The 22,703-nt window shown below is 35.7% G+C and carries 18 protein-coding genes; 8 read left to right on the top strand and 10 right to left on the bottom strand.

Features of this window, described 5'->3' with window-relative positions; all coding sequences use genetic code 11:
• Nucleotide 1: 1 nt before the first annotated feature.
• Complete coding sequence (locus tag HM983_RS14905; RefSeq protein WP_179346537.1) at nt 2-2,893, bottom strand: PEP/pyruvate-binding domain-containing protein; 2,892 nt, start codon at nt 2,891-2,893, stop codon at nt 2-4.
• Between the two features lie 117 nt (nt 2,894-3,010).
• Nucleotides 3,011-3,454 (bottom strand): DinB family protein, encoded by a 444-nt coding sequence (locus HM983_RS14900; RefSeq protein ID WP_218841872.1) that lies wholly within the window; start codon nt 3,452-3,454, stop codon nt 3,011-3,013.
• A gap of 91 nt (nt 3,455-3,545) precedes the next feature.
• Between HM983_RS14900 and HM983_RS14895 the strand changes: the two genes are divergently transcribed.
• Nucleotides 3,546-4,757: a multidrug effflux MFS transporter gene (locus HM983_RS14895; RefSeq protein ID WP_179346536.1), complete on the top strand. Its 1,212-nt coding sequence runs from the start codon at nt 3,546-3,548 to the stop codon at nt 4,755-4,757.
• Nucleotides 4,758-4,855: 98 nt separating this feature from the next.
• Here HM983_RS14895 and HM983_RS14890 read toward each other — a convergent pair whose 3' ends face one another.
• Complete coding sequence (locus tag HM983_RS14890; protein ID WP_179346535.1) at nt 4,856-5,476, bottom strand: L-threonylcarbamoyladenylate synthase; 621 nt, start codon at nt 5,474-5,476, stop codon at nt 4,856-4,858.
• Between the two features lie 48 nt (nt 5,477-5,524).
• On the opposite strand from HM983_RS14890, the gene HM983_RS14885 reads away from it, so the two are divergent.
• The 3 genes from HM983_RS14885 to HM983_RS14875 all read left to right on the top strand — a co-directional run bounded on the left by HM983_RS14885 (nt 5,525) and on the right by HM983_RS14875 (nt 8,371).
• Entirely contained in the window at nt 5,525-6,388 is an 864-nt protein-coding gene (locus HM983_RS14885) for an alpha/beta hydrolase (RefSeq protein ID WP_179346534.1), read from the top strand.
• Between the two features lie 70 nt (nt 6,389-6,458).
• The gene (locus tag HM983_RS14880; protein ID WP_179346533.1) at nt 6,459-7,433 is read left to right on the top strand and encodes a hypothetical protein; all 975 of its coding nucleotides are present in this window, start codon (nt 6,459-6,461) and stop codon (nt 7,431-7,433) included.
• On the top strand, nt 7,430-8,371 hold the full coding sequence (locus tag HM983_RS14875) for a glycogen-binding domain-containing protein (RefSeq protein ID WP_179346532.1): 942 nt from the start codon (nt 7,430-7,432) through the stop codon (nt 8,369-8,371). The genes HM983_RS14880 and HM983_RS14875 overlap by 4 nt, the downstream gene beginning before the upstream one ends.
• Before the next feature lie 2 nt (nt 8,372-8,373).
• Here the strand turns inward: HM983_RS14875 and HM983_RS14870 are convergent, their stop codons facing one another.
• Nucleotides 8,374-10,704: an ATP-dependent helicase gene (locus HM983_RS14870; RefSeq protein WP_179346531.1), complete on the bottom strand. Its 2,331-nt coding sequence runs from the start codon at nt 10,702-10,704 to the stop codon at nt 8,374-8,376.
• Nucleotides 10,705-10,837: 133 nt separating this feature from the next.
• Between HM983_RS14870 and HM983_RS14865 the strand changes: the two genes are divergently transcribed.
• Entirely contained in the window at nt 10,838-12,106 is a 1,269-nt protein-coding gene (locus HM983_RS14865) for an amidohydrolase (protein WP_179346530.1), read from the top strand.
• Here HM983_RS14865 and HM983_RS14860 read toward each other — a convergent pair.
• Nucleotides 12,103-13,695, bottom strand: coding sequence for an AsmA family protein (locus HM983_RS14860; RefSeq protein ID WP_179346529.1), 1,593 nt, complete (start codon nt 13,693-13,695; stop codon nt 12,103-12,105). The genes HM983_RS14865 and HM983_RS14860 overlap by 4 nt on opposite strands.
• A 49-nt stretch (nt 13,696-13,744) precedes the next feature.
• Between HM983_RS14860 and HM983_RS14855 the strand changes: the two genes are divergently transcribed.
• Entirely contained in the window at nt 13,745-15,307 is a 1,563-nt protein-coding gene (locus tag HM983_RS14855) for an FMN-binding glutamate synthase family protein (protein ID WP_179346528.1), read from the top strand.
• A gap of 10 nt (nt 15,308-15,317) precedes the next feature.
• On the top strand, nt 15,318-15,839 hold the full coding sequence (locus tag HM983_RS14850) for a DUF7935 family protein (protein ID WP_179346527.1): 522 nt from the start codon (nt 15,318-15,320) through the stop codon (nt 15,837-15,839).
• 90 nt (nt 15,840-15,929) lie between these two features.
• On the opposite strand, the gene HM983_RS14845 is transcribed toward HM983_RS14850, so the two are convergent.
• Nucleotides 15,930-16,823: a patatin-like phospholipase family protein gene (locus HM983_RS14845; RefSeq protein ID WP_179346526.1), complete on the bottom strand. Its 894-nt coding sequence runs from the start codon at nt 16,821-16,823 to the stop codon at nt 15,930-15,932.
• Nucleotides 16,823-18,784, bottom strand: a complete 1,962-nt coding sequence (locus HM983_RS14840; RefSeq protein ID WP_179346525.1) for a M1 family metallopeptidase — start codon at nt 18,782-18,784, stop codon at nt 16,823-16,825. The genes HM983_RS14845 and HM983_RS14840 overlap by 1 nt, the downstream gene beginning before the upstream one ends.
• Nucleotides 18,785-18,965: 181 nt before the next feature.
• Between HM983_RS14840 and recG the strand changes: the two genes are divergently transcribed.
• Nucleotides 18,966-21,068 carry an ATP-dependent DNA helicase RecG gene (gene recG, locus HM983_RS14835; RefSeq protein WP_179346524.1) on the top strand — a complete coding sequence of 701 codons (2,103 nt, stop codon included), beginning with the start codon at nt 18,966-18,968 and terminating at the stop codon, nt 21,066-21,068.
• A 94-nt stretch (nt 21,069-21,162) separates the two neighbouring features.
• Here the strand turns inward: recG and HM983_RS14830 are convergent, their stop codons facing one another.
• The 3 genes from HM983_RS14830 to HM983_RS14820 form a co-directional block, all read right to left on the bottom strand.
• Entirely contained in the window at nt 21,163-21,723 is a 561-nt protein-coding gene (locus HM983_RS14830) for a type 1 glutamine amidotransferase domain-containing protein (RefSeq protein ID WP_179346523.1), read from the bottom strand.
• A gap of 73 nt (nt 21,724-21,796) precedes the next feature.
• Entirely contained in the window at nt 21,797-22,438 is a 642-nt protein-coding gene (locus HM983_RS14825; RefSeq protein WP_179346522.1) for an SDR family oxidoreductase, read from the bottom strand.
• Nucleotides 22,439-22,463: 25 nt separating this feature from the next.
• Nucleotides 22,464-22,616 (bottom strand): YqaE/Pmp3 family membrane protein, encoded by a 153-nt coding sequence (locus tag HM983_RS14820; RefSeq protein ID WP_179346521.1) that lies wholly within the window; start codon nt 22,614-22,616, stop codon nt 22,464-22,466.
• Between the last annotated feature and the right edge of the window lie 87 nt (nt 22,617-22,703).

Raw genomic sequence — 22,703 nt, 5'->3', positions numbered from 1 at the left:
TTTATAGTTTTGCTGTGCGATTCACTTCTTTATCATTATCAATTTTTGGAGCAATGGAAGCCAAATAGTCTGAACTTTTAGCTGCTTTATTTTCTACAAATGGTCTAATTTGAAAAAGCCATAATTTATCATTCTGAAATCCGAACTCCACATCAAAAGCCTGACCACTGCTTTCCGACCCCATTTTAGCTCTCACTTTTCTAGCGATATCTCTAATATCTTCAATGTTTTTTTGATTTAAAATCGGTTCATCAAAATATGTGTAGTATTTTTTAGTGCCGCCACTTTCTGGCAAACGTATATAATCTGGCTGTCTCGCAGGAGCTAATACCATATCTGTTTCATTTGTAATTAATCGGGTTTCGGCAGACTGCCCATCTACTGCACCTCCTGCTCCTCTGCTGAAAGCAACGGTAAGATCGTTATCATTTCCGGAATTAATACCTTTTGTAATCATTACACCAGAATAATCTACATCAACGCTCGGAATAATCAAAATAGAAGGAAATACATTTTCTGGATTTGATAAATACTTCTGTCTCCATTTAAAACTACGCTCCGTATAAGCAGAGGCCCAAACACGCTTGATACCTTGAAGAATTTCATCTTCATCTTTAATGTTAAAAAGCGTCAAGTTTAATCCTGCTCCAGTAAACTCCTTTAAATCTTCCATATTAGTATCACTACGAAGAAACACTGGTGCGTTACCTATATTTTTTCCAAAGACTGAAACAAATTGTTGTTTTAAATCGGTTAAAAATTCATCCTTCAATGGCATATTGATAATGGATTTATGCAATTTATCTAATGCTGAAAGTTGAAAATCTTCAACCGTAGATTCGCTTGTACCTTCCTCTCTCATAGTGTTGGCCATTTTAAAGGTGTCATTTAGATACTGCCAATAAGTTTTAGATTCGTTAGGCATTTGCTGGTCCATGTGCGTTCTAAATATCCCGAAAGGAATTACTAATCCTTCAACAACGTTCTCGGGAAACATCTTTTTGAGTTCCCCTAAATTTGCGGCTTTTGGTCCACACAACTTACCTGAATCAGAAGCGTCTACATTACGCATATTTACGACCGAAGTTTTACTTAGGTTTATTTGGTCTGTTGGAACCTCTATTACATTTTTATTACGCTCTTGTTTGCTAAAAAGATCTTTTTCAACAGAAGTCATATCGTCTTCTTGCTTTAAAATAATGTTGCCTCTGTTAGAAACAGCGTAAAACACATTTTCTCCATTGTAGTCTTTTAGTTCTTTTAAATTATCATAAGACAAAGCGGCATTTGGGATACCTAAATTTCGAGCCAACAGCTGAACATGAGAGACCAAATTACCTTCGGAAACGGTCATTATACCTGCAACAGGCTTGAGGTCTGCAGGTGGTCTTTCAAAAATATATATGTTTTTTGGGTTCACCTCTATATCGTCAGGATTGCCATCTACCACCACCAATTTACCAAAGGCGTAGCCAGGATTTAACCCTCTAAAACTGCTTGTATTATCGACACCCACAACATTATTATTAAGATCTGTTGCATTAGCAAAAAAGGTACCTAAATTACTGACGGATTCGCCTAAACTTAAAGCCACACTACTTCTCACTTTATCGTCTATAAATCCGTAAGCCAATGGTTCGAAAGCCGCATATGTATTTACAACTTCGGTGTAATTTGCTTTTACCGTAGCAGAACACCACTCTACCACACTGCGGGAAATGTTCAGAAATTCGGATAAATCCTGCACCTTCAAATCTTGCTTTGAATAAATTTCGTTGAGCTGATATTCAATCGCATTATATTCCCAACCCTCAATAAGTCCTGTGCCATCTGCAGCACAAATCATAGTCATGATTTTATGCAGATTTTCCTGAAGATTTTCTGGTTGCCATTCTTGAGTTTTGGTTAAAAGAAAGTGTTCGAGATCATTAGAAATGTCTAAAATTGTTAATCGGTCTTTTGCGGACGCATACGACAAAATCCCTTCTCGGATCGTATTCAGAGTTTCTGTAATGTTTATGATAGCGATCTCGGTTGAAGCATTTTTATTGGTTTTAATAAACTCTTCCATGCGCTTAGTTACTGAGCTTGAATTAGGTAGGCTGTTGATTTGCTGTTCCAATTCCGAAAAATCCAATGGTGCGTAATTAGTCTTCATGGTAGAAATTAACTCATCGAAATCCTTTTTAAGATCACTGCTTAATTTTGAATTATTTTCAGAATAAAAACGCTCTACTTTACTAATGTCGGTGACTTCTGGCTGACCGTGAATTTTAATTCTTAGATCCATAAACGGCTCGTATTTTTCAGAAATCAATTTAGACTGGCTTCGCACTAACTGTGCAATATTGGTATCACCATTATGCGGAATATCTTTTAAAGCTTGCCTAATGAGATAATAATTCTCTTTCAACAATTTTTCGTCCCTTAGAATCGTTTCGAAAAAATTTCTTCCCCATGCTTCTTCATCTTCAGATTGAATGGCTCCTCGGTAAAATTGACCTTTTCGCAATACCCAACCATTATCGATACTTTGAAGGTATTTATTAATTTGGTATTGTTTTAGGCGATTAAAGTTCTCTTCCCTATCCAAAAACGGTTGGATTTCATTTGCAGCAAGAATTTCCCCAAAATATAAGTCGTTTGTTTTTCTAAGTTTTAAAGCACTTTCTTTAAATGTAGCGTGCTGAATTCCTTCAACTTTATCTGGACAAGGGTCTTTTGGATCCCTTATACTACCATCCTCGCAAAACCATTTGATCCGGTAATAAGGTCCTCGGATATCGTTTTTATATTCTTGAATCAATTTTTGAACTTCACTGTTCGATTGTTTCTGACCAAAAAAAGGCTGAATGCAAATAACTGATATAATAAGGGCAATTAGGGTTCTCATTTTAATGATTTTTATGCTTCGTAAAGTTAATGCAATAAAAACTTAATATATTGAATCATCTGGCCATTTCAGCTAATGAATCAAAATTTCTATGGATAAAATACGAAAGAACTCATTTTATGAGACAACCAAACGGCGATGGTAGTTAATCTGGCCTAAATGATAGGATAAATGCGCTAAAAGGTGCAACAGAAAATACTCAGTGGTCATTGTATCTTTAAATGGGTTTTGATGATATTCTTTTTTCAAATCTTGATTAGATAATGATTCCAGAACTTTCTCTACGGTAAAACGACAGTCTTCAATTAATGAAATTAAATCAGAAAGAGGAACATTCTTATTTGAAAATTCTAAATCTCTTTGCCTTATATATCCTGAATTTCCTAAGTTCGCACCAATATAGGTATTTAGATTGCCCACTAAATGAAGCGCTAAATTACCAGCTGAATTTGTAATGGCTTTTTCCACTTTCCACAAATTGCTTTCATTTTTATATAATTGTAGTTCTTCTTTTAATTTATTAAGATCACGATTAAATAATTTTACCAGACTTTGTCGCATAATTTTTTAGGTATTAAGAATATTGATACGTATATCAACAAAACAAATTTTCAACATTAAAAATAGCTAATTAATACCTTACTTTTGCGACATGGTAAAACAAGATCGTTCGCAACTTGAATTTGTGGTTTTAATGGCTGCATTAATGTCTATTGTGGCATTATCTATTGATGCTTTATTACCAGCATTGCCCGATATTGGAGGGTATCTCAATGTGAGCGACCCAACCGAATATCCTAAATTGGTGACTTTTATTTTCCTAGGTTTGGGCTTTGGACAATTGCTACTTGGACCGTTGTCAGATAGTTTAGGCAGAAAGGCAATTGTATATATCGGCTTTGTCATTTTTATTATCGCATCTATTATCTGTATTACCACCAAAAATTTTGAAATCATGCTTTTTGGAAGAGTGCTGCAAGGTATTGGTTTAGCAGCACCAAGAACTATGTCTATTGCCATGGTAAGGGATTCTTATAATGGCGATCATATGTCTAAAATCTTATCCATCGTTGTTATGGTGTTTATTCTCGTCCCTGTAGTAGCACCAACACTTGGACAGTTTTTAATGAAAATTTACGATTGGAAATCCATTTTTATCTTCAATCTAATTTTTGGGGTTTTAGTCATGATTTGGTTTTGGTTAAGACAGCCCGAAACTTTACACGAACGATACAAAAGGAAATTTAAGTTTTCAATTTATAAAACAGGAACAGTTGAATTTCTGAAGATTAAGTCTGCCGTTATCTACACCTTACTGTCAGGACTGATTACAGGATCTTTTATGGTTTATTTGAGTACATCGCAGCAAATATTTGAAAATCAATATAATTTGGCTGAAGAGTTTCCGCTGATATTTGCCAGCTTAGCTATATCAGTTGGTTTAGCTACATTTCTGAATAGCCAACTCGTCGAGCGATTTGGTACGCGTAAGATTGTACATATAGCAATGCTGAGTTTTGTGATCATTTCTTTATTGTTTATAATTCTTTTTAGGTCAGGACAAAATCCAAGTGTTGAAGTTTTAATTGGCTTTTTTGCTGTTCAGTTTTTCTGTATCGGATTCTTATTTGGAAACTTAAGGTCTTTGGCCATGGAACCAATTGGACATATCGCAGGAATTGGTTCTGCTTTGAACGGATTTATTTCAACAGTAATGGCAGTACCGATTGCCAATTATATTGGTGGGTTTGTAATCGATTCCGTAGCTCCACTTTTTGTAGGGTTTTTGGTTTGCGGAATAATATCTTTAGCCTTGTTTTATAGCGATAGTCCAAAATTTATAAGAGCTTTTAGCAAAGCTTGAAGCGGTCTATTATTCTATGAAGAATGTCATAAAGATTTTTTTTACTAGCCTATGCTAAAGCGGTAAACGAGTTCTCCTCTACCCTATTTTTGTAGTAATTAAAATATTTCTAAACTCCCTTTACCTTCTCTTATTACGATAGGCACATCTTCAGAAAGATCAATAACTGTAGAAGCTTCATTGTCACCGTAACCACCATCAATAACTATATCCACCAATTTATCCCACTTTTCGAGAATCAATTCTGGATCTGTGGTATATTCCAAAACATCATCCTCATCTCTGATAGATGTTGAAACAATTGGATTGCCCAAGGCTTTTACTAAAGCTAAGGCTATGGAATTATCTGGTACTCTAATTCCCACAGTTTTTCTTTTTTTAAAAGGGTTTGGTAAATTTCTAGAACCTGGTAAAATAAAAGTATAAGGTCCAGGTAAAGCACGTTTCAATATTTTAAACGTTGTGGTGTCAATCTGTTTTACATAATCACTAAGATTACTTAAATCTTCGCAAACAAAAGAAAAATTCGACTTTTCAAGCTTTACACCTTTTATCAAAGCAATTCGCTCTAAGGCTTTTATGTTCGTGATATCACAGCCCAAACCGTAAACTGTATCTGTTGGGTAAATTACCAAACCGCCATCCTTAAGAGTTTTAACCACTTTCTGAATTTCCTTCGGGTTAGGATTTTCTGGATATATTTTTATAAGCTCTGCCATAATTTTTAAGTTATCTAAGCGTTTACCAATTTAACTATTATTTTCAATATGAAAAAAATTAAAACTCTATTCGTTTTTACAGTCATTGCAACATTTTTAATGGCTTGCTCAAAAAATGATGATACCAACTCAAATATAACATCACTTGACCCTTCTCAAATTTATGAGGAGTTCAATATTTCATACGGGATTGATAGCGATCAGGTTTTTGATTTGTATTTGCCTGCCAACAGAACTGCCACAACCAAAATGTTAGTCTTAGTACATGGTGGCGGATGGACATCTGGTGATAAAGCGGATATGAATGCATTTAGGGATTACATTAAAACGCAGATGCCTGATTATGCAATTGTAAATATGAATTACAGATTGGCAGATGAAAATAATTCGCCTTACCCAATGCAAATTAACGACATAACCGCTGTGGTTGATTATTTAGAAGATAACGAAGATTATTATGTCCTATCAGATGATTTAGGTTTTATTGGAGTAAGTGCTGGTGCACATTTATCATTATTATGGAGCTATGCTTTTGATGATGACAATCAAGTTGAAATGGTTTGTAGTGTAGTTGGACCTACAAATTTTACAGATCCAGCTTACACCAACGCCAATAATCCTGTTTATAATGAGCTCTTTGCAACTTTTGGAGCAGAATTATCTACTTCTTTTTTAGAAGAAGTAAGTCCGTTTCATCGTGTTACATCCTCAGCTCCACCAACTATTTTGTTTTATGGTGGCCAAGACCCGTTAATCCCAACCACCCAGGGAACGGATTTGCGCGATCAATTAGTTGAACTAAATATAGCACACGAATTTACTTTATATCCAAATGAAGGTCACGGTTGGACTGGCCTTAATTTATTGGATACATCCTTAAAACTGCAAGCTTTTATTGAAACGCATTTGTAATTAGCCGATTTTCAATTGTTAAAATTTTAAATTTCTGTAACATTTAAGGCTATATTAGAGTCTTTAATGTATGCATCTGTACATCAAAATAATTATTGCGCTTGTATTTAGTGCTCAACTTTTCGCTACTGAAAATCATCCTACAGAAGCACAACCTCCTATTATTTTTTTGAAAGCGGAAATTATAAACGTAACTACAACAAGAATTCCTTTTAAGGTTGTCGATCAACTTATAGTGGTCGAAGCTGAATTATTAGATAAAATAGGAAATTTTATTGTAGATACGGGTTCCGAAACATTATTACTAAACAGCGTACATTTTAAAGCACCTCGTAAATATTTAGACCGAGGAAAGGAGAAAAATGGAGTGCATCAAACAATAAAGGATGTCAAAGAAAAATACCTTAAAGCATTAAATATTAAAGATATTAACTTAGCAAAGCTGAATGCCGACATTCTTGATCTATCACACATCGAAAAAACAAAAAAAATTAATTTATTAGGTATTATTGGTTACAGTATTCTTAAAGATTTTGAAGTGTTTATAGATATGCATTTACGCCAAATTACCCTCACTAAAACGGATAAATATGGTGAGCGTCTCTCGCAGAAAGTTTATGCAGAAACAATAACTGATAGTGTAGAGTTTAAGCTAAAACGGCATACTATAATTTTGAATGCCTACGTAGAAAATAAACCTGTGCAATTTGGATTAGACACCGCAGCAGAATACAATCAACTCAATAAAAATATTGATTCAGAAATATTAAAGTACTTTTATCCGGGCAATCCACTAAAATTAACCGGAGCCAGTGGCAAACAAAAACAGGTTTTGGCAGGCAAATTGTTTAGAGTAAAACTAAATGATTCTATTTATTTTGGACCAATGAAAACAGTACTGACCAACTTAAAACAAATGAATAACGCTTTCGGCACTCATCTAGATGGTATTCTAGGATTTGAGTTTTTTGCGCAAAAAAGAACAATTATTAATTATAAAAAAAGGATACTTTATTTTATAGATAATCCAATCGTTAAGCATTGACAGTTTTAAAAACACATATCGCACTCATTTTTTCAATTCTATTTGTATTAACCACTTACGCTCAAAATAGCACAAAAAAAGGTTATAAAATTGAAGGTGAAACCGTTGTTTTTATTTTTAATGTGAATGACTATCCAAACATTAACAATATTATAGACCCTATAAATGATGTATTTGTTTCGGGAGAATTTAATAATTGGGCAAGGGATCAATGGAAAATGAATAGAGTAAACGATTCAATCTATCATCTTAAAAAAGATTTATCTGCTTTTTCTTCGGAATTTGGTTGGGAATTCAAGTTTATCGTTAATAGCATACACTGGGCAGAACCATCAGACGAATTTAGTAATATCGTCGATGCACGAGATTGGGGCGGCCTTCCATTAATGACGTATAATCTAAAACTTTACAGTGCGTTTGCGACAGAATATGGCAATGTTAGATTTAGACTCAACGGACATAAAGATGCCGAAAAGGTTATTTTGAGTGGTACCTTTAATCGATGGGACGAATCTGGATTTAAAATGAAACGAACGGAAGACGGTTGGGAAGTTACATTACAATTGCAACCCGACGTATATCAATATAAGTTTATTGTAGATGGTAACTGGATTGAAGACCCTCAAAATCCTTCGAAAGTTAAAAACGAATACAATGGTTATAATTCGGTAATAGATATTCAAAAAAATGTTGAATTCCGCTTATGTGATTATCCCAATGCTAAAAGCGTCATATTATCTGGAGACTTCAATAATTGGGCTTTAGAGGAGTTGAAAATGGAGAAAATTGATGATTGTTGGACCTACACAAAACGTCTGTCTTCAGGAAAACATCATTATAAATTTATTGTTGATGGCACTTGGATTACGGACCCAGCAAACAAAATAAAAGAATACGACGGCAAGGGAAATATAAACTCTGTCTGTATGGTAAAATAGTCTTAACTAATCAACTCAAGCTTAGCAAATCGGAGTAGCAGTTTTTTGGTATCACCATTTTGGAATTTAATTTCAGCTTTTGCATCACCACCTGCTCCTTCAATTTTTACAACTTCACCTCTACCAAAACGTTGATGATTCACCACATTACCTACAGTCAATTTACTATCAAATAAATTAGTACCTCCATTTGACTTACCAACTGGTTTTAGCTTTTTAGGTGCGCTTATTTTATACCCTTCAGGCTTTTTTCGAGATTCCTTTTTCTGAACATTTCTTGATTTTGGTTTTGCAAACCTAATTTTATTTGGTTCTACGTCCCCAAAAATTGAAGCATCCAACATTGGGTTGAATCGTTGTTCTTTCAACGGTGTAGTGATATTTACAAACTTTTCGTCAATTTCTTCAATAAAACGACTAGGCTCGGCATCAATCAATTTTCCCCAACGGTATCGGGAAACTGTATAAGTTAAATAGGCCTGTTTCTCGGCACGCGTCAGTGCCACGTAAAACAAACGTCGTTCTTCTTCAAGCTCACTTCTGGTATTCATGCTCATGGCACTTGGGAATAGGTCTTCTTCCATACCTACAATAAACACATGGGAAAATTCTAAACCTTTTGCCAAATGGATGGTCATTAAAGCCACATGATCCGGATCGCCTTTATCTGCATCCAAATCTGTTGCCAAAGCCACATCCTCTAAAAATTCGGCCAGAGATCCAGTGCTATCGGCCACTTCAATCTGCCCTTCGACAAAATCTTTAATACCGTTTAATAATTCTTGAACGTTATCCATTTTGGTCACACCCTCCGGAGTGCCGTCTTTATTCAACTCACGGATCAATCCACTAGTTTTGGTCACATGCTCTGCCAATTCAAATGCATTGGCTGTTTGGTTCATCACTTGGTAACTCTCAATAAGTGTGGCAAAATTCTTCAACTTATTTTTAGTACCGTTATTAATGTTGATGTTAATGCTGTCAATATTCTGAATTATTTCGAATATTGTTTTTCCCATACCATTGGCAGCAACAATCAATCGATCTACAGTAGTTTGACCAATACCGCGAGCAGGATAATTTATTACGCGTTTTAGCGCTTCTTCATCGGCAGGGTTGAGAATTAGCCGTAAGTAAGCAGTAACATCTTTAATTTCTTTACGTTGGTAAAATGAAAGTCCACCATAAATTCTATACGGAATATCCCGTTTTCTCAACGCATCCTCAATAGCACGTGATTGGGCATTGGTTCTATACAAAACCGCAAAATCACTATTCGGTAAATGATCGTTCATTTTGGTTTCCCAAATAGTGCTAGCTACATAACGGCCCTCGTCACCATCAGTCATGGTACGATGTACTATCACTTGTTCACCTTCAACATTTGCGGTCCAAACCACTTTATCAAGTTTAGTTTTGTTATGTTCAATGACAGAATTTGCCGCACCAACAATATTTTTTGTAGAACGGTAATTCTGTTCCAGCCTATAGACTTTTACATTATCGTAGTCCTTTTGAAAATTCAGTATATTATTGATGTTTGCACCACGGAAAGCATAAATACTTTGGGCATCATCGCCCACCACACAGATATTTTGAAAACGATCTGATAAGGCTCTCACAATAAGGTATTGCGAATGATTGGTATCCTGATACTCATCCACCAAGATATATCTGAACTTATTTTGATATTGTGCCAAAACATTTGGAAAGCGAGTAAGCAATTCGTTAGTTCTCAACAGCAAATCATCAAAATCCATAGCTCCTGCCTTGAAACATCGATCAACATACTCCGCGTAAATCTCACCCATTTTTGGTCTTCTCGTGGCTGCATCTGCCTCCATGAGTTCTGGATTCTTAAAATAAGCTTTTACAGTGATGAGATTATTTTTATAAGACGATATTCTACTATAAACCTGTTTGGTTTTATAGATGTCTTTATCTAAACCCATTTCCTTAATAATAGAGCCTAGTAGTTTTTGCGAATCTTGGGTATCGTAAATGGTAAAATTGCTTGGGAAACCTAGATGATGACCTTCAAAACGTAAGATTTTTGCAAAAACTGAGTGAAATGTGCCCATCCACAAATTTTTGGCTTCACCATCACCAACAATTTCTGCAATTCTGCCTTTCATTTCCTTGGCAGCCTTATTAGTAAAGGTCAATGCCAAAATATTAAAAGAATCGACACCTTGACTCATTAAATAAGCAATACGGTATGTGAGTACACGTGTTTTACCAGAACCTGCACCAGCAATGACAATCATTGGGCCATCCTTCTGCAACGTAGGTGCTAATTGGGCTTCATTAAGCTGACTGAGATACTTTTCCAAATGCAATTTTTTTCGAGCTGTGAAATTAATAATAACCCTAGGTTTTACCGAACAGAAATAGTAATAATTATAAACAAACTATTAAGAATTTATGGTTGAATTAATTTCAATATCTTAGTACAAAATATTTAATATGAAATTTCTATCGCTGCTCGTTTTAATGTTGTCACTTGTTAGTTATTCACAAAACTCAATGGACCAAGATATTATTGATATTGAAGACCAATTGATTGAATGGCGACATCACTTCCATCAAAATCCAGAACTATCTAATCGCGAATTTAAAACTGCCGAAAAGATTGCCGAACATTTAAAATCTCTTGGAATGGAAGTTGAAACTGGTATCGCAAAAACAGGCGTAGTCGGTATTTTAAAAGGGAATAATAACGGAAAAGTGGTAGCATTAAGAGCAGATATAGATGCACTTCCTGTTACCGAACGGAATGATTTACCTTTTAAATCTGAAGTAAGAACAACATTTCTCAACACCGAAACAGGAGTAATGCATGCTTGCGGTCACGATACACATATCGCTATATTAATGGCTACTGCCGAGGTGCTATCAAAACACAAAGATAAAATTAACGGTACCGTAAAATTCATTTTTCAACCTGCTGAAGAAGGTCCGCCACCTGGAGAAGAAGGAGGTGCAAAACTGATGATCAAAGAAAATGTTCTAAAAAATCCAGATGTAGATGCTATTTTTGGATTACATATTAATTCCCAGACACCTGTTGGCACCATTAAATACAAGACTGGTGGAATTATGGCCTCGGTAGAGCGTTTTGTCATTGATGTAAAAGGAAAACAAACACATGGCTCACAACCATGGTCTGGTGTGGACCCGATTTTAATTTCAGCTAAAATTATCGATGGTTTACAGACTATTATAAGTCGAGAATCTCAACTTACCAATGAAGCCGCCGTGATTACAGTCGGTAAGATTACTGCAGGAACACGATTTAATATTATTCCAGAATCTGCGGAAATGATTGGCACTGTCAGAACCTTAGACCCAGCAATGCGCAGCCATATTGAAAAACGCATGAAAGAAATGGTGGAAACTATCGCTAAGGCTTACGGCGGTAATGCAACCATTACGTTTCAAAATAATACATCTATTACATTTAACGATCCAGATTTGACAGCTCAGGTTTTACCGTCTATACAAAGAGCAGCAGGAGAAACTAATGTACAGATCATGAAAGCCACAACTGGCGGAGAGGATTTTTCATATTTTCAAGAAGAAGTACCCGGAGTATATTTCTTTTTGGGTGGCATGACACCTGGTACCACAGAATCATTTCCGCATCATACACCAGATTTTATGATTGATGATAGTGGTATGTTGTTAGGGGTTAAAGCTTTTACCAACATAACTTTGGATTATCTCAACAACTAATTAGCTTTATCACCGTCGCCTGCCACCGCAGAACGTAAACCGGCTTTTGTACTTATCCAAATAAAATTAAATATGGATTGATTGGTGTTACGCTCAACACCTTCGGCATGTCCAAATCTGAAGCCGTCCTCATCTCCATCGCTGTCTTTTGAGACGAAAAGATTTACGATTCCCGAAAGAAAGTTTTTCTCTTCTTTACCATCATCCTTCATAAGGGCAACCTTAAATTCATCGTATTTCATTTTTAAATCGATAGAAGATGTGGATGGATTTCCGCTAATGGTAAAATAGGTTTGTTGCAAATCTCCTTCCAACTGTACATTGAGATTTGGTTCTGTAAATTCATTTAATTGTGGCACATTTAAAAACCCTAAATCCGCCTTAAACACAAATCTATCTGATGGATCCTGAACCGTAAACGACCAATCTACATTGAGAGGAGAACTGCCCATAAATGATGTATTTACATTTATTTTAGTTGGCTCAGATGTTCCATAGACATTACCCACTTTGGCAATTATTGCATCAAAGTTTGTGAAGTGGATTTCACCGGCTTTATTATCTGCCTTTACTTTTTCAGCATAGGTAAGTTTAGCATTATTCACTTTTACCGAATCGATTCCCAAATCAAACTCTAAGTCCCGTAACATTTTGCTATAAAGCGGTTTGTAGGTATTGTCGTCATTTACGAGTTTGTCCCTATAAATGGTGGCATCTGCAGATTCCAAAATCAATTTATCCGCTCCAAACGAGAAAACCGAATCATTTTTACTGTCGATGGATTGGTTTTCAATTTTCAAGGATTCGAAGACCACATCAAAATGATCACGTTCCTTTGGTATAATTTGCGATAATCGCTGTCTTGAATATTTGGTTTTTAATTTGATATCCTCTATTAAGGATGTGGTATCGGTTATTTTATATGTTTTTGCAGTTAAGTTTTCATAATCGCTCATTTGAAAAAAGAGTGCATTTCCGTTTAAATTAAAAGTTTCATATTCAAATGGGATGATTTGATTTTTGGTTGTTGAATCGATTTGAATTGATTTCATATTAAAATTCAATGCATTGGCAGAAAACTTAATAGAGTCATTTGCAGTATTATATATTATGACATTAGCATCATTTATATTAAAATTATCGATGTTTATTGGTTTTGATTCTGAGTTCGATTGAGACGATCCTAAATCCTTCATATCTACATTCTTATTATAGTAGAACGATATGTTTGGCTGATTGAGGTTAATGTTTTGAATAGAAATTTTATCAGAAAACAAATAGCTCCAAATACTTACATCTTCAATATTGATTTTTTCAAGATTGGCATCAAGTATGGTTTTGCCCGTTGTTTTTCCCGTTATAAAAATTTTCGGTGATGTAATTTCTAGATCACCGCCAATAATGCTTACATCAATATCACTGTAATCAACTTTTATAGTATCAGGAAGGTTTTTCACATAGTTCTCAATTCTATTTTTAGCTATGCTATTGACTATAAAGTAAGCTAATATGAGAAATAGAATCACCACACCAACTATAAGAACTTTCTTTTTATATTTTTTCTGCATTCTATAAAGATATAATTTCATTACTTTGGGAACAATTAAATTTAAATATCTTTACTTTCAAATAATATTTATGAATTCTGTTTTAGGCTTTTTATCACATGTTCCATGGTGGGCATGGATATTAATAATTTTTGCTCTCATTGCCTTGAGAGATATTTTTCAAAGACAACATACCATAAGCAGAAATTTTCCCATCGTAGGACATATTAGGTATTTGCTGGAAAGTATTGGCCCGGAATTACGTCAATATTTAGTGGCAAACAATAGAGAAGAACTTCCATTTAACAGGATAGAACGTGGATGGGTCTATGCATCTTCTAAAAACGAGAATAACTACGAAGGTTTTGGTACCGATAGAGATATTTATAGTCATCAGCATATTTTTGTTAATAATGCGATGTTTCCATACCGCATAACTGAAGACCACCCAAATACAATTGATAAGACATTTTTACCTTGCGCTAAAGTAATGGGTTTGCATAATAAACGCAGGAGACCTTATCGACCAGCATCAATTATTAACGTTTCTGCAATGAGTTATGGTTCGTTAAGCGCTAAAGCCATTGAATCTCTAAACAAAGGAATTAAAATTGCAGGAGCTTACCAAAATACAGGAGAAGGCGGGCTATCACCTTATCATAAACATGGTGGAGATGTCGTATTTCATTTTGGCACAGGATATTTTGGAGTAAGGTCTGATGATGGTGGGTTCTCTATGGAAAAAATGAAAAAGATGGTAGATGACCATCCTTTTTTAAGAGCTATTGAAATTAAGTTGTCCCAAGGCGCAAAACCAGGTAAAGGAGGTGTGTTACCAGGCGAAAAAATAAGTGAGGAAATTGCTGAAATACGAGGAGTTGAAGTGGGCAAAACCGTATTATCCCCACCCAACCATAATGCATTTAAGACCATTCCTGAAATGGTCGATTTTATTGAAGCTATTGCAGAAGAGACAGGCTTACCTGTGGGAATAAAAGCTGCAATAGGAAAGTTAGATCAATGGGAAGAGCTAGCGGATACCATGGTCAAAACCGGAAAAGGACCAGATTTTATTACTGTTGATGGAGGCGAGGGTGGCACAGGTGCTGCACCACCGAGTTTTGCAGACCATGTTTCTTTGCCTTGGGTTTATGGTTTTGGGGATTTGTACAAACTGTTTCAGCGCAAAGGCCTATCTGAGCAAATCGTCTTTGTTGGAAGTGGAAAACTAGGTTTTCCAGCAAAAGCCGCAATGGCCTTCGCCATGGGAGCTGATTGCATCAATGTGGCTCGTGAAGCTATGATGAGTATTGGCTGTATACAGGCGCAGGTTTGCCATACCAACCGTTGCCCATCTGGCGTCGCAACTCAAAGCAAATGGTTACAACGCGGCATCGATATACCTTTAAAGTCCGAACGGCTGGGACAATATTTTAAAACATTTAGAAAGGAATTAGTAGAAATTACACATGCAGCAGGTTATGAACATCCCTGCCAATTTACCATGGATGATATAGAAGTAAATGTAGACGACCATAACCTTTCAAAAGAGTTAAGCAACACCTATCAATATCAAAAAACCGCTGTGCCATTTGGATCTATGCAAGAATTGAAAAATTGCATGCACCTTGGTGGACAATCAGAGAACTATTAAAATTTATTCTATGGACATCGAAGATTTTATCCCTTATTTATTGAACTTGCTACCCGCAATAGTTGTAGGTTTAATCGCCTACTATTTTTTTAAACAACATATCGAAAACGAACGTAGCAGAAGACGCTATCTCTTGCATCGTGATGTTCACAAAGAAACACTTCCAATCAGGTTACAAGCTTATGAACGAATGTCGCTTTTTTTAGAACGCATATCGCCATCAAAATTATTAACAAGAATTAACCCAACATCTTCTGATAAAGATAATTATGAATCTTTACTTATAGCTTCAATCGAACAAGAATTTGAACATAATTTATCACAGCAAATCTACGTTTCGGATGAATGCTGGAACATTATTACGGCAGCAAAAAATGCCACAATTCAGCTGATCAGAAAAGCGAATATGCAGGAAAAAACGGATTCTGCTAACAAGCTTAGGGAAATAGTTCTTACCGAACTTATGGAGAAGCCAGCACCGAGTAGTACGGCTTTATCTTTCATCAAACAAGAAGTTGGAGAGTTGTGGTAGCGAGAGCCAATCTGTGAGTTAGAAATTGAAAAATTAATTACAATTCTTCAACCCTATCAGCACGAATTCATGCTTAATACTAAATGTTACTTATCGCGTACTAATGTCGTGTCGTTTTTCAGCATACTCGTAACCTTCTTTCCACCATTTTTCCATTAAGCGTTTGCTGAATATCAACGAATTTTCGGTAAGACTTGTTGGTGTATAATACAAGTTTAGTTTTACATCTCTATTACGGGCGGCCAATTTACCAATGATGATGTCGTTGCGTTCTACCTGGTCCAAAAGATGTCCAAACAAACTTATCATTAACGAAAATGGGTTTTTCCCAAGAATTTTCTGTTTTCCAAGATTTTCAGCTTCAAGAACAATGGCATCTACTTCTGTTGCCCCTCTAATAATTGCTTCACGAATAGGAATAACACTTCCAAGACCTCCATCAGCGTACTCATAGCCATTGACTTTTGCCAGTGACATAAACGGAATGTAATTACAGGAAATCCAAATCCAATTACAAAATTCATCATAAGTACAGTCATTTATTGACTTATACTCTACCCGATTCATTGATAGATTGGACACGGTTACTACGACATCATGCTTTTCTTTTTTAATTTTGCTATATTCATCTTGCGTAAAATTGCGCCTAATATTTCGCTTTAAGGCTTTGCTCTCTCCAAACGTCCTCCTCCTTCTTATAAATTGCCAGAGTGAGTTCACGAAATCGATAGTAACATATTCCCTATCTCCTTTTTTTCGCTGCACAAAGGGACTAATGCTAAAAATATCGTGCTGCTGCACATTGGTAAAAATATCGTAGAGTTTACCAATTTCGTTAACAGCCAGATGTGGCACCAAAAGGCTACCAGTTGATGTGCCCAAAAACATATCGTAATTATGTTTTTCCCGCTCCATGAGATATTGCGCCACACCACCTGCAAATGCGCCTTTGCTTCCACCACCAGAAATCACCAATGCGCGCATTATCCTTTATTTTGTTCTAATTGTTCTGACATATCCTTTGCAAACTTAACCATTCTCCAATTATGATGCGATTTGGCCTCCTTCAGATTGGATTGACATTTTTCGTTACATGAATTAATTAATTTAAGATACTGAAATGCTTTCATCCTTAAGTCGGCATTATATCGTGTTTCCGTATAATTCAAAAGCTCATTATACAAACCTTGTTTGTTATCTGTTTGGTAAAATGGCGTATTGAGATTAAGCATTATCCAAAGCAGACGTACGTTTTTATCATTGAATCCTTCTATGTTTCTGGTTTTAGAAAGATACCTAGGACGATCTTCAGGGAAACTGACCCATAAATTATACAAAGCGTTTTCAACAGTGACATAAGATTTATCATCCAATAGTGATTCGTACTCAGATTTTAATTCTACTGGAACCTTAGTGATGTATTGCGAAATCGCTTGACGCACTTTTAAACTACTTCTAAACGTATTTTTATTAACCAAGCTCGGAAATTGCGAAATGACTTTTACTTTTGCCTCATCAGACACATCGTACTTTAAATAATCAGCACATTTTGAGTTTTTTGCCTCACAATCTACCATCAAATATTCCTGAATTTTAGCCGATTCTTTTTCCAACAACTCTAAAGCTTTATATACTGGAAATTTTTCCTGTTCAATCCATTCATTTACAAAACTGGTTAGTGATTTTCCATATAATGACTGGATTTCTTTAATAAAATCTGACGTTTCTACATTGGCGAACTGGTACTTTTCTAGATAGTTCTTTACCGCTTTTCTAAAAACGGCGTCACCAACTTTACCTCTCAATGCATGCAACACCCAAGATCCACGTTGATAAAAGGTCAAGCTACTCGATTTTGGATTGAGCAAAGATGTACCATTGCCCGCGATATCTTGTCTGCCTAAATCTAATGCCGATTCATATAGTTTAAAACAAAAATAATCATCGCCAAAAATATCACGTTCTGCAAGAAGCGCATAATAGGTTGCAAAACCTTCCTGGAGCCAATGATGCTCACCTGATGTAGAAGTTACCAAATTGCCAAACCATTGATGAGCCAGTTCATGGGCATTAACGTTGACGTAATTTTTGTCATTAAATCCAATATTATCCACAACGAAGGCATCAGAAAATATAGTGAGCGTAGTGTTTTCCATGCCAGCGTAAAGAAAGTCGTGCACCGGAACTTGTTTATAATTTTGCCAAGGATATGCAAAGCCGATCTCATTTTCCAAAAAATCGAACATTTGTTTGGAATAACGATAGGTCGGCTCAACCTTTAGGGAATCTTCTGGATAATAGTAATATTTTAAAGGAATACCGCTTTCTGAGGTTTCAGTTGTTTGGTTGTATTTGCCAATAGCGAAGGCAACTAAGTAACTAGACATAGGCTTTTGCATGTCGTAATGCCAAACTATACTTGAACCCTCAACTTTTCTGTTTTTCAACACGCCATTTGCGACGACTTCATAATTGCTGTTAAATTCAATCGTTAAATCAAACTCAATTTTATCGTTAGTATCATCAATACTCGGTAGCCAATTACTGGTATATTTTCCCTGACCTTGCGTCCAAATTTGCCATTTATCATTCTTTCTCAAAAAATAGAGCGCTTTTTTAGGAACAGCTTCATATCTAAATACCGCGGAATAAGTTTTACCTTTTTTGAAGTTTGATTTTAACCATAGCTTATCACTATCATAACTAAAGCCTACCTCATTCTCATCCTTTTCTGGGAAAATGTAAGCCATATCAATAGCATCTAAATAAACCGAATCCACTTCACGAAGAATTTTGAACTCACAATAAACACTGCCGATAACTTTGGAAGAATCAGGGACCAGTTCTATTGCAGCTTTAATGTTTGTAAAATCTACATTTTCCGTTTGCTGAGAAAAAGAACAACCCGCTACAAACACGGTAAAAATGACTAAGAATTTCTTCATGAATAGATTTTAATCAAGAATAAGACCAAAATACAATAAATTGTAGTCTTTCCGCTAACGGTGTTAATAAACACAAGTAAAATCTTTAGTTCTTGAGATTCCTTCATTGATCTCTGATTGTTAAAATCTGAATAACAAAAAGAGATTTATTTTCTCAAAGGAATTGGGTAAATTCGCAAGCATGAGCGCGAATCTCCAAACTCCCATCGACTACCTCAAAGGCGTTGGCCCTAATAGGGCGGATTTGTTACGTTCAGAACTAGGAATCCACACCTACCAAGATTTACTCAACCTTTTCCCAAATCGCTATATTGATCGCACGCGCTATTACAAAATCAACGAGTTGCTACAAAACAGCTCCGAAGTTCAGATAGTTGGAAAAATCACCGACTTTAGAGAAGTGCCCCAAAAGCGTGGAAAACGATTGGTCGCCAATTTTAAAGACGACACGGGAATGATGGAGCTTGTATGGTTTAGAGGACAAAAATGGACTAGAGAAAGTTTAAAAATCAATCAGACCTACGTAATATTTGGGAAAGTGAATTGGTTCAACGGCAAATTTAGCATGCCACATCCTGAAATAGAATTGCAATCAGAACACGAAAGCAACTTAAGGTCTGCCATGCAAGCCATATATCCTTCTACCGAAAAACTTTCGAATAAAGGGATTACCAATCGCATATTGACCAAAATAATGCAGCAGTTATTCCTGGAAACCAAAGGACGATTTGCCGAAACTTTATCGGTTTCAATTATGGAAGAATTGAAACTGATTTCTAAGTCTGATGCACTATTTAACATTCACTTTCCAAAGACTCCGGAACTACTTTTAAGATCTCAATTCCGACTTAAATTTGAAGAATTATTTTACCTTCAATTGCAATTAATTTTAAAGAATTTAATCCATAAATCGAAAATTAAAGGTTTTGTTTTTGATAAAGTAGGAGACTATTTCAACACGTTTTATAATGACCATTTACCCTTTGAATTGACCGATGCCCAAAAGCGTGTACTAAAAGAAATTCGATCAGATTTAGGCAGCAAGGCTCAGATGAACCGACTCTTGCAGGGAGATGTGGGCTCTGGAAAAACCATAGTTGCATTTATGTCAATGCTCATGGGACTTGACAATGGTTTTCAATGCTGTTTAATGGCGCCGACTGAAATTTTGTCAGTCCAGCACTATAATGGAATATTAGAATTATGTAAACCACTAAAAATCAGTGTTTCAATTCTTACTGGATCAAGTAACACTTCACAAAGAAGAACTATTCACAAAAATCTAGAAAATGGCACTTTGCAGATACTTATAGGCACACATGCGCTGCTAGAAGATAAGGTGAAATTCAAAAATTTAGGTTTAGCAATTATTGATGAACAACATCGATTTGGAGTCGCCCAACGATCAAAATTGTGGCATAAAAATGATCTTCCTCCTAACGTGCTTGTAATGACCGCTACTCCAATTCCTCGAACATTGGCAATGTCCGTTTATGGGGATTTGGATATATCTGTAATTGATGAATTACCCGCTGGCAGGAAACCTATAAAAACCGTTCATAGATATGACAATAATAGGCTGAAAGTTTTTCGGTTTATGAAGGATGAAATTGCCAAGGGAAGACAGATTTATATCGTATATCCATTAATTCAGGAAAGCGAAAAAATGGATTATAAAGATTTGATGGATGGATACGAAAGTATCTCACGAGAGTTCCCATTGCCAAATTATCAAATTTCCATAATACACGGTAAAATGAAAGCGGCAGACAAAGAATACGAAATGCAACGTTTTGCTAAGGGCGAAACTAATATTATGGTCGCCACTACCGTAATAGAAGTCGGCGTGAACGTTCCCAATGCCTCAGTAATGATTATTGAAAGCGCTGAACGTTTTGGCTTATCCCAACTGCACCAATTACGTGGACGTGTAGGTCGTGGTGCCGAACAGAGTTATTGTATTTTAATGACAGGGCACAAATTGAGCCAAGACAGCAAAACACGATTACAAACTATGGTACAAAGTAGTGATGGTTTTGAAATCGCAGAAGTAGACCTAAAACTTCGAGGACCAGGAGACATAATGGGCACGCAACAAAGTGGTGTATTAAATCTTAGGATTGCAGATATAATAAAAGACAAAGATATTTTGCAACAAGCACGATATTATGCCAAACAAGTACTGAAAGTAGATCCAAGCCTCAAATCACCGGAGCATAAATTGATTTTAAACACCTATAGACAGATGAGTAAATACCGGAACATTTGGAACTACATAAGTTGATAAAAGCAGAACACAGAAATAAAAAAGAGACACCCAACCATAGATGTCTCCCTCATAAATAATTGAATAAATTCAATTACCTATTTCATATTAATCATGCAGTCTGCTCTTCGTGCTTGCCTTCATAAACCTCTTCCACTAGTTTTGCATTAAACGCCGGTAAATCCTCGGGTGATCTACTAGTTACTAAACCTGCATCTACAACTACTTCTTCATCCACCCAATTGGCACCTGCATTAATCAAATCTGTTTTAATAGAATCGTAAGAAGTTACTTTTCTACCTTTTACAACTTCTGCTTCTACCAATAACCATGGCGCGTGACAAATTGCCGCGACCGGTTTGTGAGCTTCGAAAAATGACTTTACAAATGCTACTGCATTTTTATCCTTACGCAATACATCTGGATTAATCTGTCCTCCTGGCAATACCAGCGCGTTATAGTCTTTTTGATTTACTTCACTTAGAGTTTTATCAACCTTATAGCTATTGCTCCAATTACCATCTGACCATCCTTTAATTTCACCAGATTCCAACGATACAATATGCACGTCAGCTCCCGCTTTTTCAAGGGCTTTTTTAGGTTCGCTTAGTTCGCTCTCTTCAAATCCGTTGGTTGCTAATATTGCTACTGTTTTCTTATTTAAATTTTCCATTTTATTTTTTATTTATTGTTCTACTTTAATTTTTTCAAGTGTTAAATGTTAATAATTTTAATAGGCAAAAGGCCTAACTTACATTATCATTTAATTTATCGAACGCTTTACCTATTAAAATATCTCCCTCAAGAATTTCGAAGGTCGAATGATTTGGTGCATTATCATGAACAGCTTGAACTAATGTCCTTGCCACATCTGCCCTACTGATCTCACCACGTTTATTTAACTTTTCACTAAGTTCAATTTTTCCTTTTCCTTTATTATTATTTAAAGTGCCTGGACGTACAATTGCATAATTTAATCCACTGTTTTGCAAATGAACATCTGCTTTGTGTTTGGCCTTCAAATATTCCTGTAAATCATCTGCCTCCTCAGGTTTATCTGCTCCCATTGAGCTGAGCATAACAAATTTTTTAACATTCGCCATCTTAGATACATCAATTAAGCGTTTTGCACCCTCCTGATCAACTTCGACTACTTGTTTCCCGCCAGAGCCGGCCGCAAAAATTATCTTGTCCGTATTTTTTACAACATGAGCCAAATCTTTTTGCAGATCACCCAAAACAACATCGATTCCATCATCTTTAAATTGTTTTATCTGATCCTCATTTCTAACCATAGCTACAGGGTTAAAATACTGTGATGATTTTAAAAGGTTAACAACTTGTTTTCCAGTAGTACCGTTGGCACCAGCTACTAATATATTTTCCATTTTCTTTTTTCTATTGTTGGTATTCTTAACTATTTACATAAAATGCATAAATAACACCGGGCAGCCAACCAATTAGAGTTAATAATAGGCTGATTAAAAATTCTGTTCCCAAGCCGTGTTTAAGAAATACAGCTAATGGTGGTAATAAAATGCAAAGTATAATTGTTAATATCGACATAATTCTATTTTTTGGTTATAACCAAATTTACAATAGAAAAAGCCGTGACCTTTGCTTGAAACATTCTATTGTTAGCGTATATGAAAG

The organism is Winogradskyella ursingii (assembly GCF_013403975.1).
Taxonomy (GTDB): domain Bacteria; phylum Bacteroidota; class Bacteroidia; order Flavobacteriales; family Flavobacteriaceae; genus Winogradskyella; species Winogradskyella ursingii.
Note: the sequence above shows the minus strand (reverse complement) of the source record. Positions and strands in the feature narration are given on the sequence as shown.

Coding starts and splice junctions, on each gene's coding strand:
- HM983_RS14905 (WP_179346537.1), bottom strand. CDS start 2,893: ATGAGAACCCTAATTGCCCTTATTATATCAGTTATTTGCATTCAGCCT.
- HM983_RS14900 (WP_218841872.1), bottom strand. CDS start 3,454: ATGCGACAAAGTCTGGTAAAATTATTTAATCGTGATCTTAATAAATTA.
- HM983_RS14895 (WP_179346536.1), top strand. CDS start 3,546: ATGGTAAAACAAGATCGTTCGCAACTTGAATTTGTGGTTTTAATGGCT.
- HM983_RS14890 (WP_179346535.1), bottom strand. CDS start 5,476: ATGGCAGAGCTTATAAAAATATATCCAGAAAATCCTAACCCGAAGGAA.
- HM983_RS14885 (WP_179346534.1), top strand. CDS start 5,525: ATGAAAAAAATTAAAACTCTATTCGTTTTTACAGTCATTGCAACATTT.
- HM983_RS14880 (WP_179346533.1), top strand. CDS start 6,459: ATGCATCTGTACATCAAAATAATTATTGCGCTTGTATTTAGTGCTCAA.
- HM983_RS14865 (WP_179346530.1), top strand. CDS start 10,838: ATGAAATTTCTATCGCTGCTCGTTTTAATGTTGTCACTTGTTAGTTAT.
- HM983_RS14860 (WP_179346529.1), bottom strand. CDS start 13,695: ATGAAATTATATCTTTATAGAATGCAGAAAAAATATAAAAAGAAAGTT.
- HM983_RS14855 (WP_179346528.1), top strand. CDS start 13,745: ATGAATTCTGTTTTAGGCTTTTTATCACATGTTCCATGGTGGGCATGG.
- HM983_RS14850 (WP_179346527.1), top strand. CDS start 15,318: ATGGACATCGAAGATTTTATCCCTTATTTATTGAACTTGCTACCCGCA.
- HM983_RS14845 (WP_179346526.1), bottom strand. CDS start 16,823: ATGCGCGCATTGGTGATTTCTGGTGGTGGAAGCAAAGGCGCATTTGCA.
- HM983_RS14840 (WP_179346525.1), bottom strand. CDS start 18,784: ATGAAGAAATTCTTAGTCATTTTTACCGTGTTTGTAGCGGGTTGTTCT.
- recG (WP_179346524.1), top strand. CDS start 18,966: ATGAGCGCGAATCTCCAAACTCCCATCGACTACCTCAAAGGCGTTGGC.
- HM983_RS14830 (WP_179346523.1), bottom strand. CDS start 21,723: ATGGAAAATTTAAATAAGAAAACAGTAGCAATATTAGCAACCAACGGA.
- HM983_RS14825 (WP_179346522.1), bottom strand. CDS start 22,438: ATGGAAAATATATTAGTAGCTGGTGCCAACGGTACTACTGGAAAACAA.
- HM983_RS14820 (WP_179346521.1), bottom strand. CDS start 22,616: ATGTCGATATTAACAATTATACTTTGCATTTTATTACCACCATTAGCT.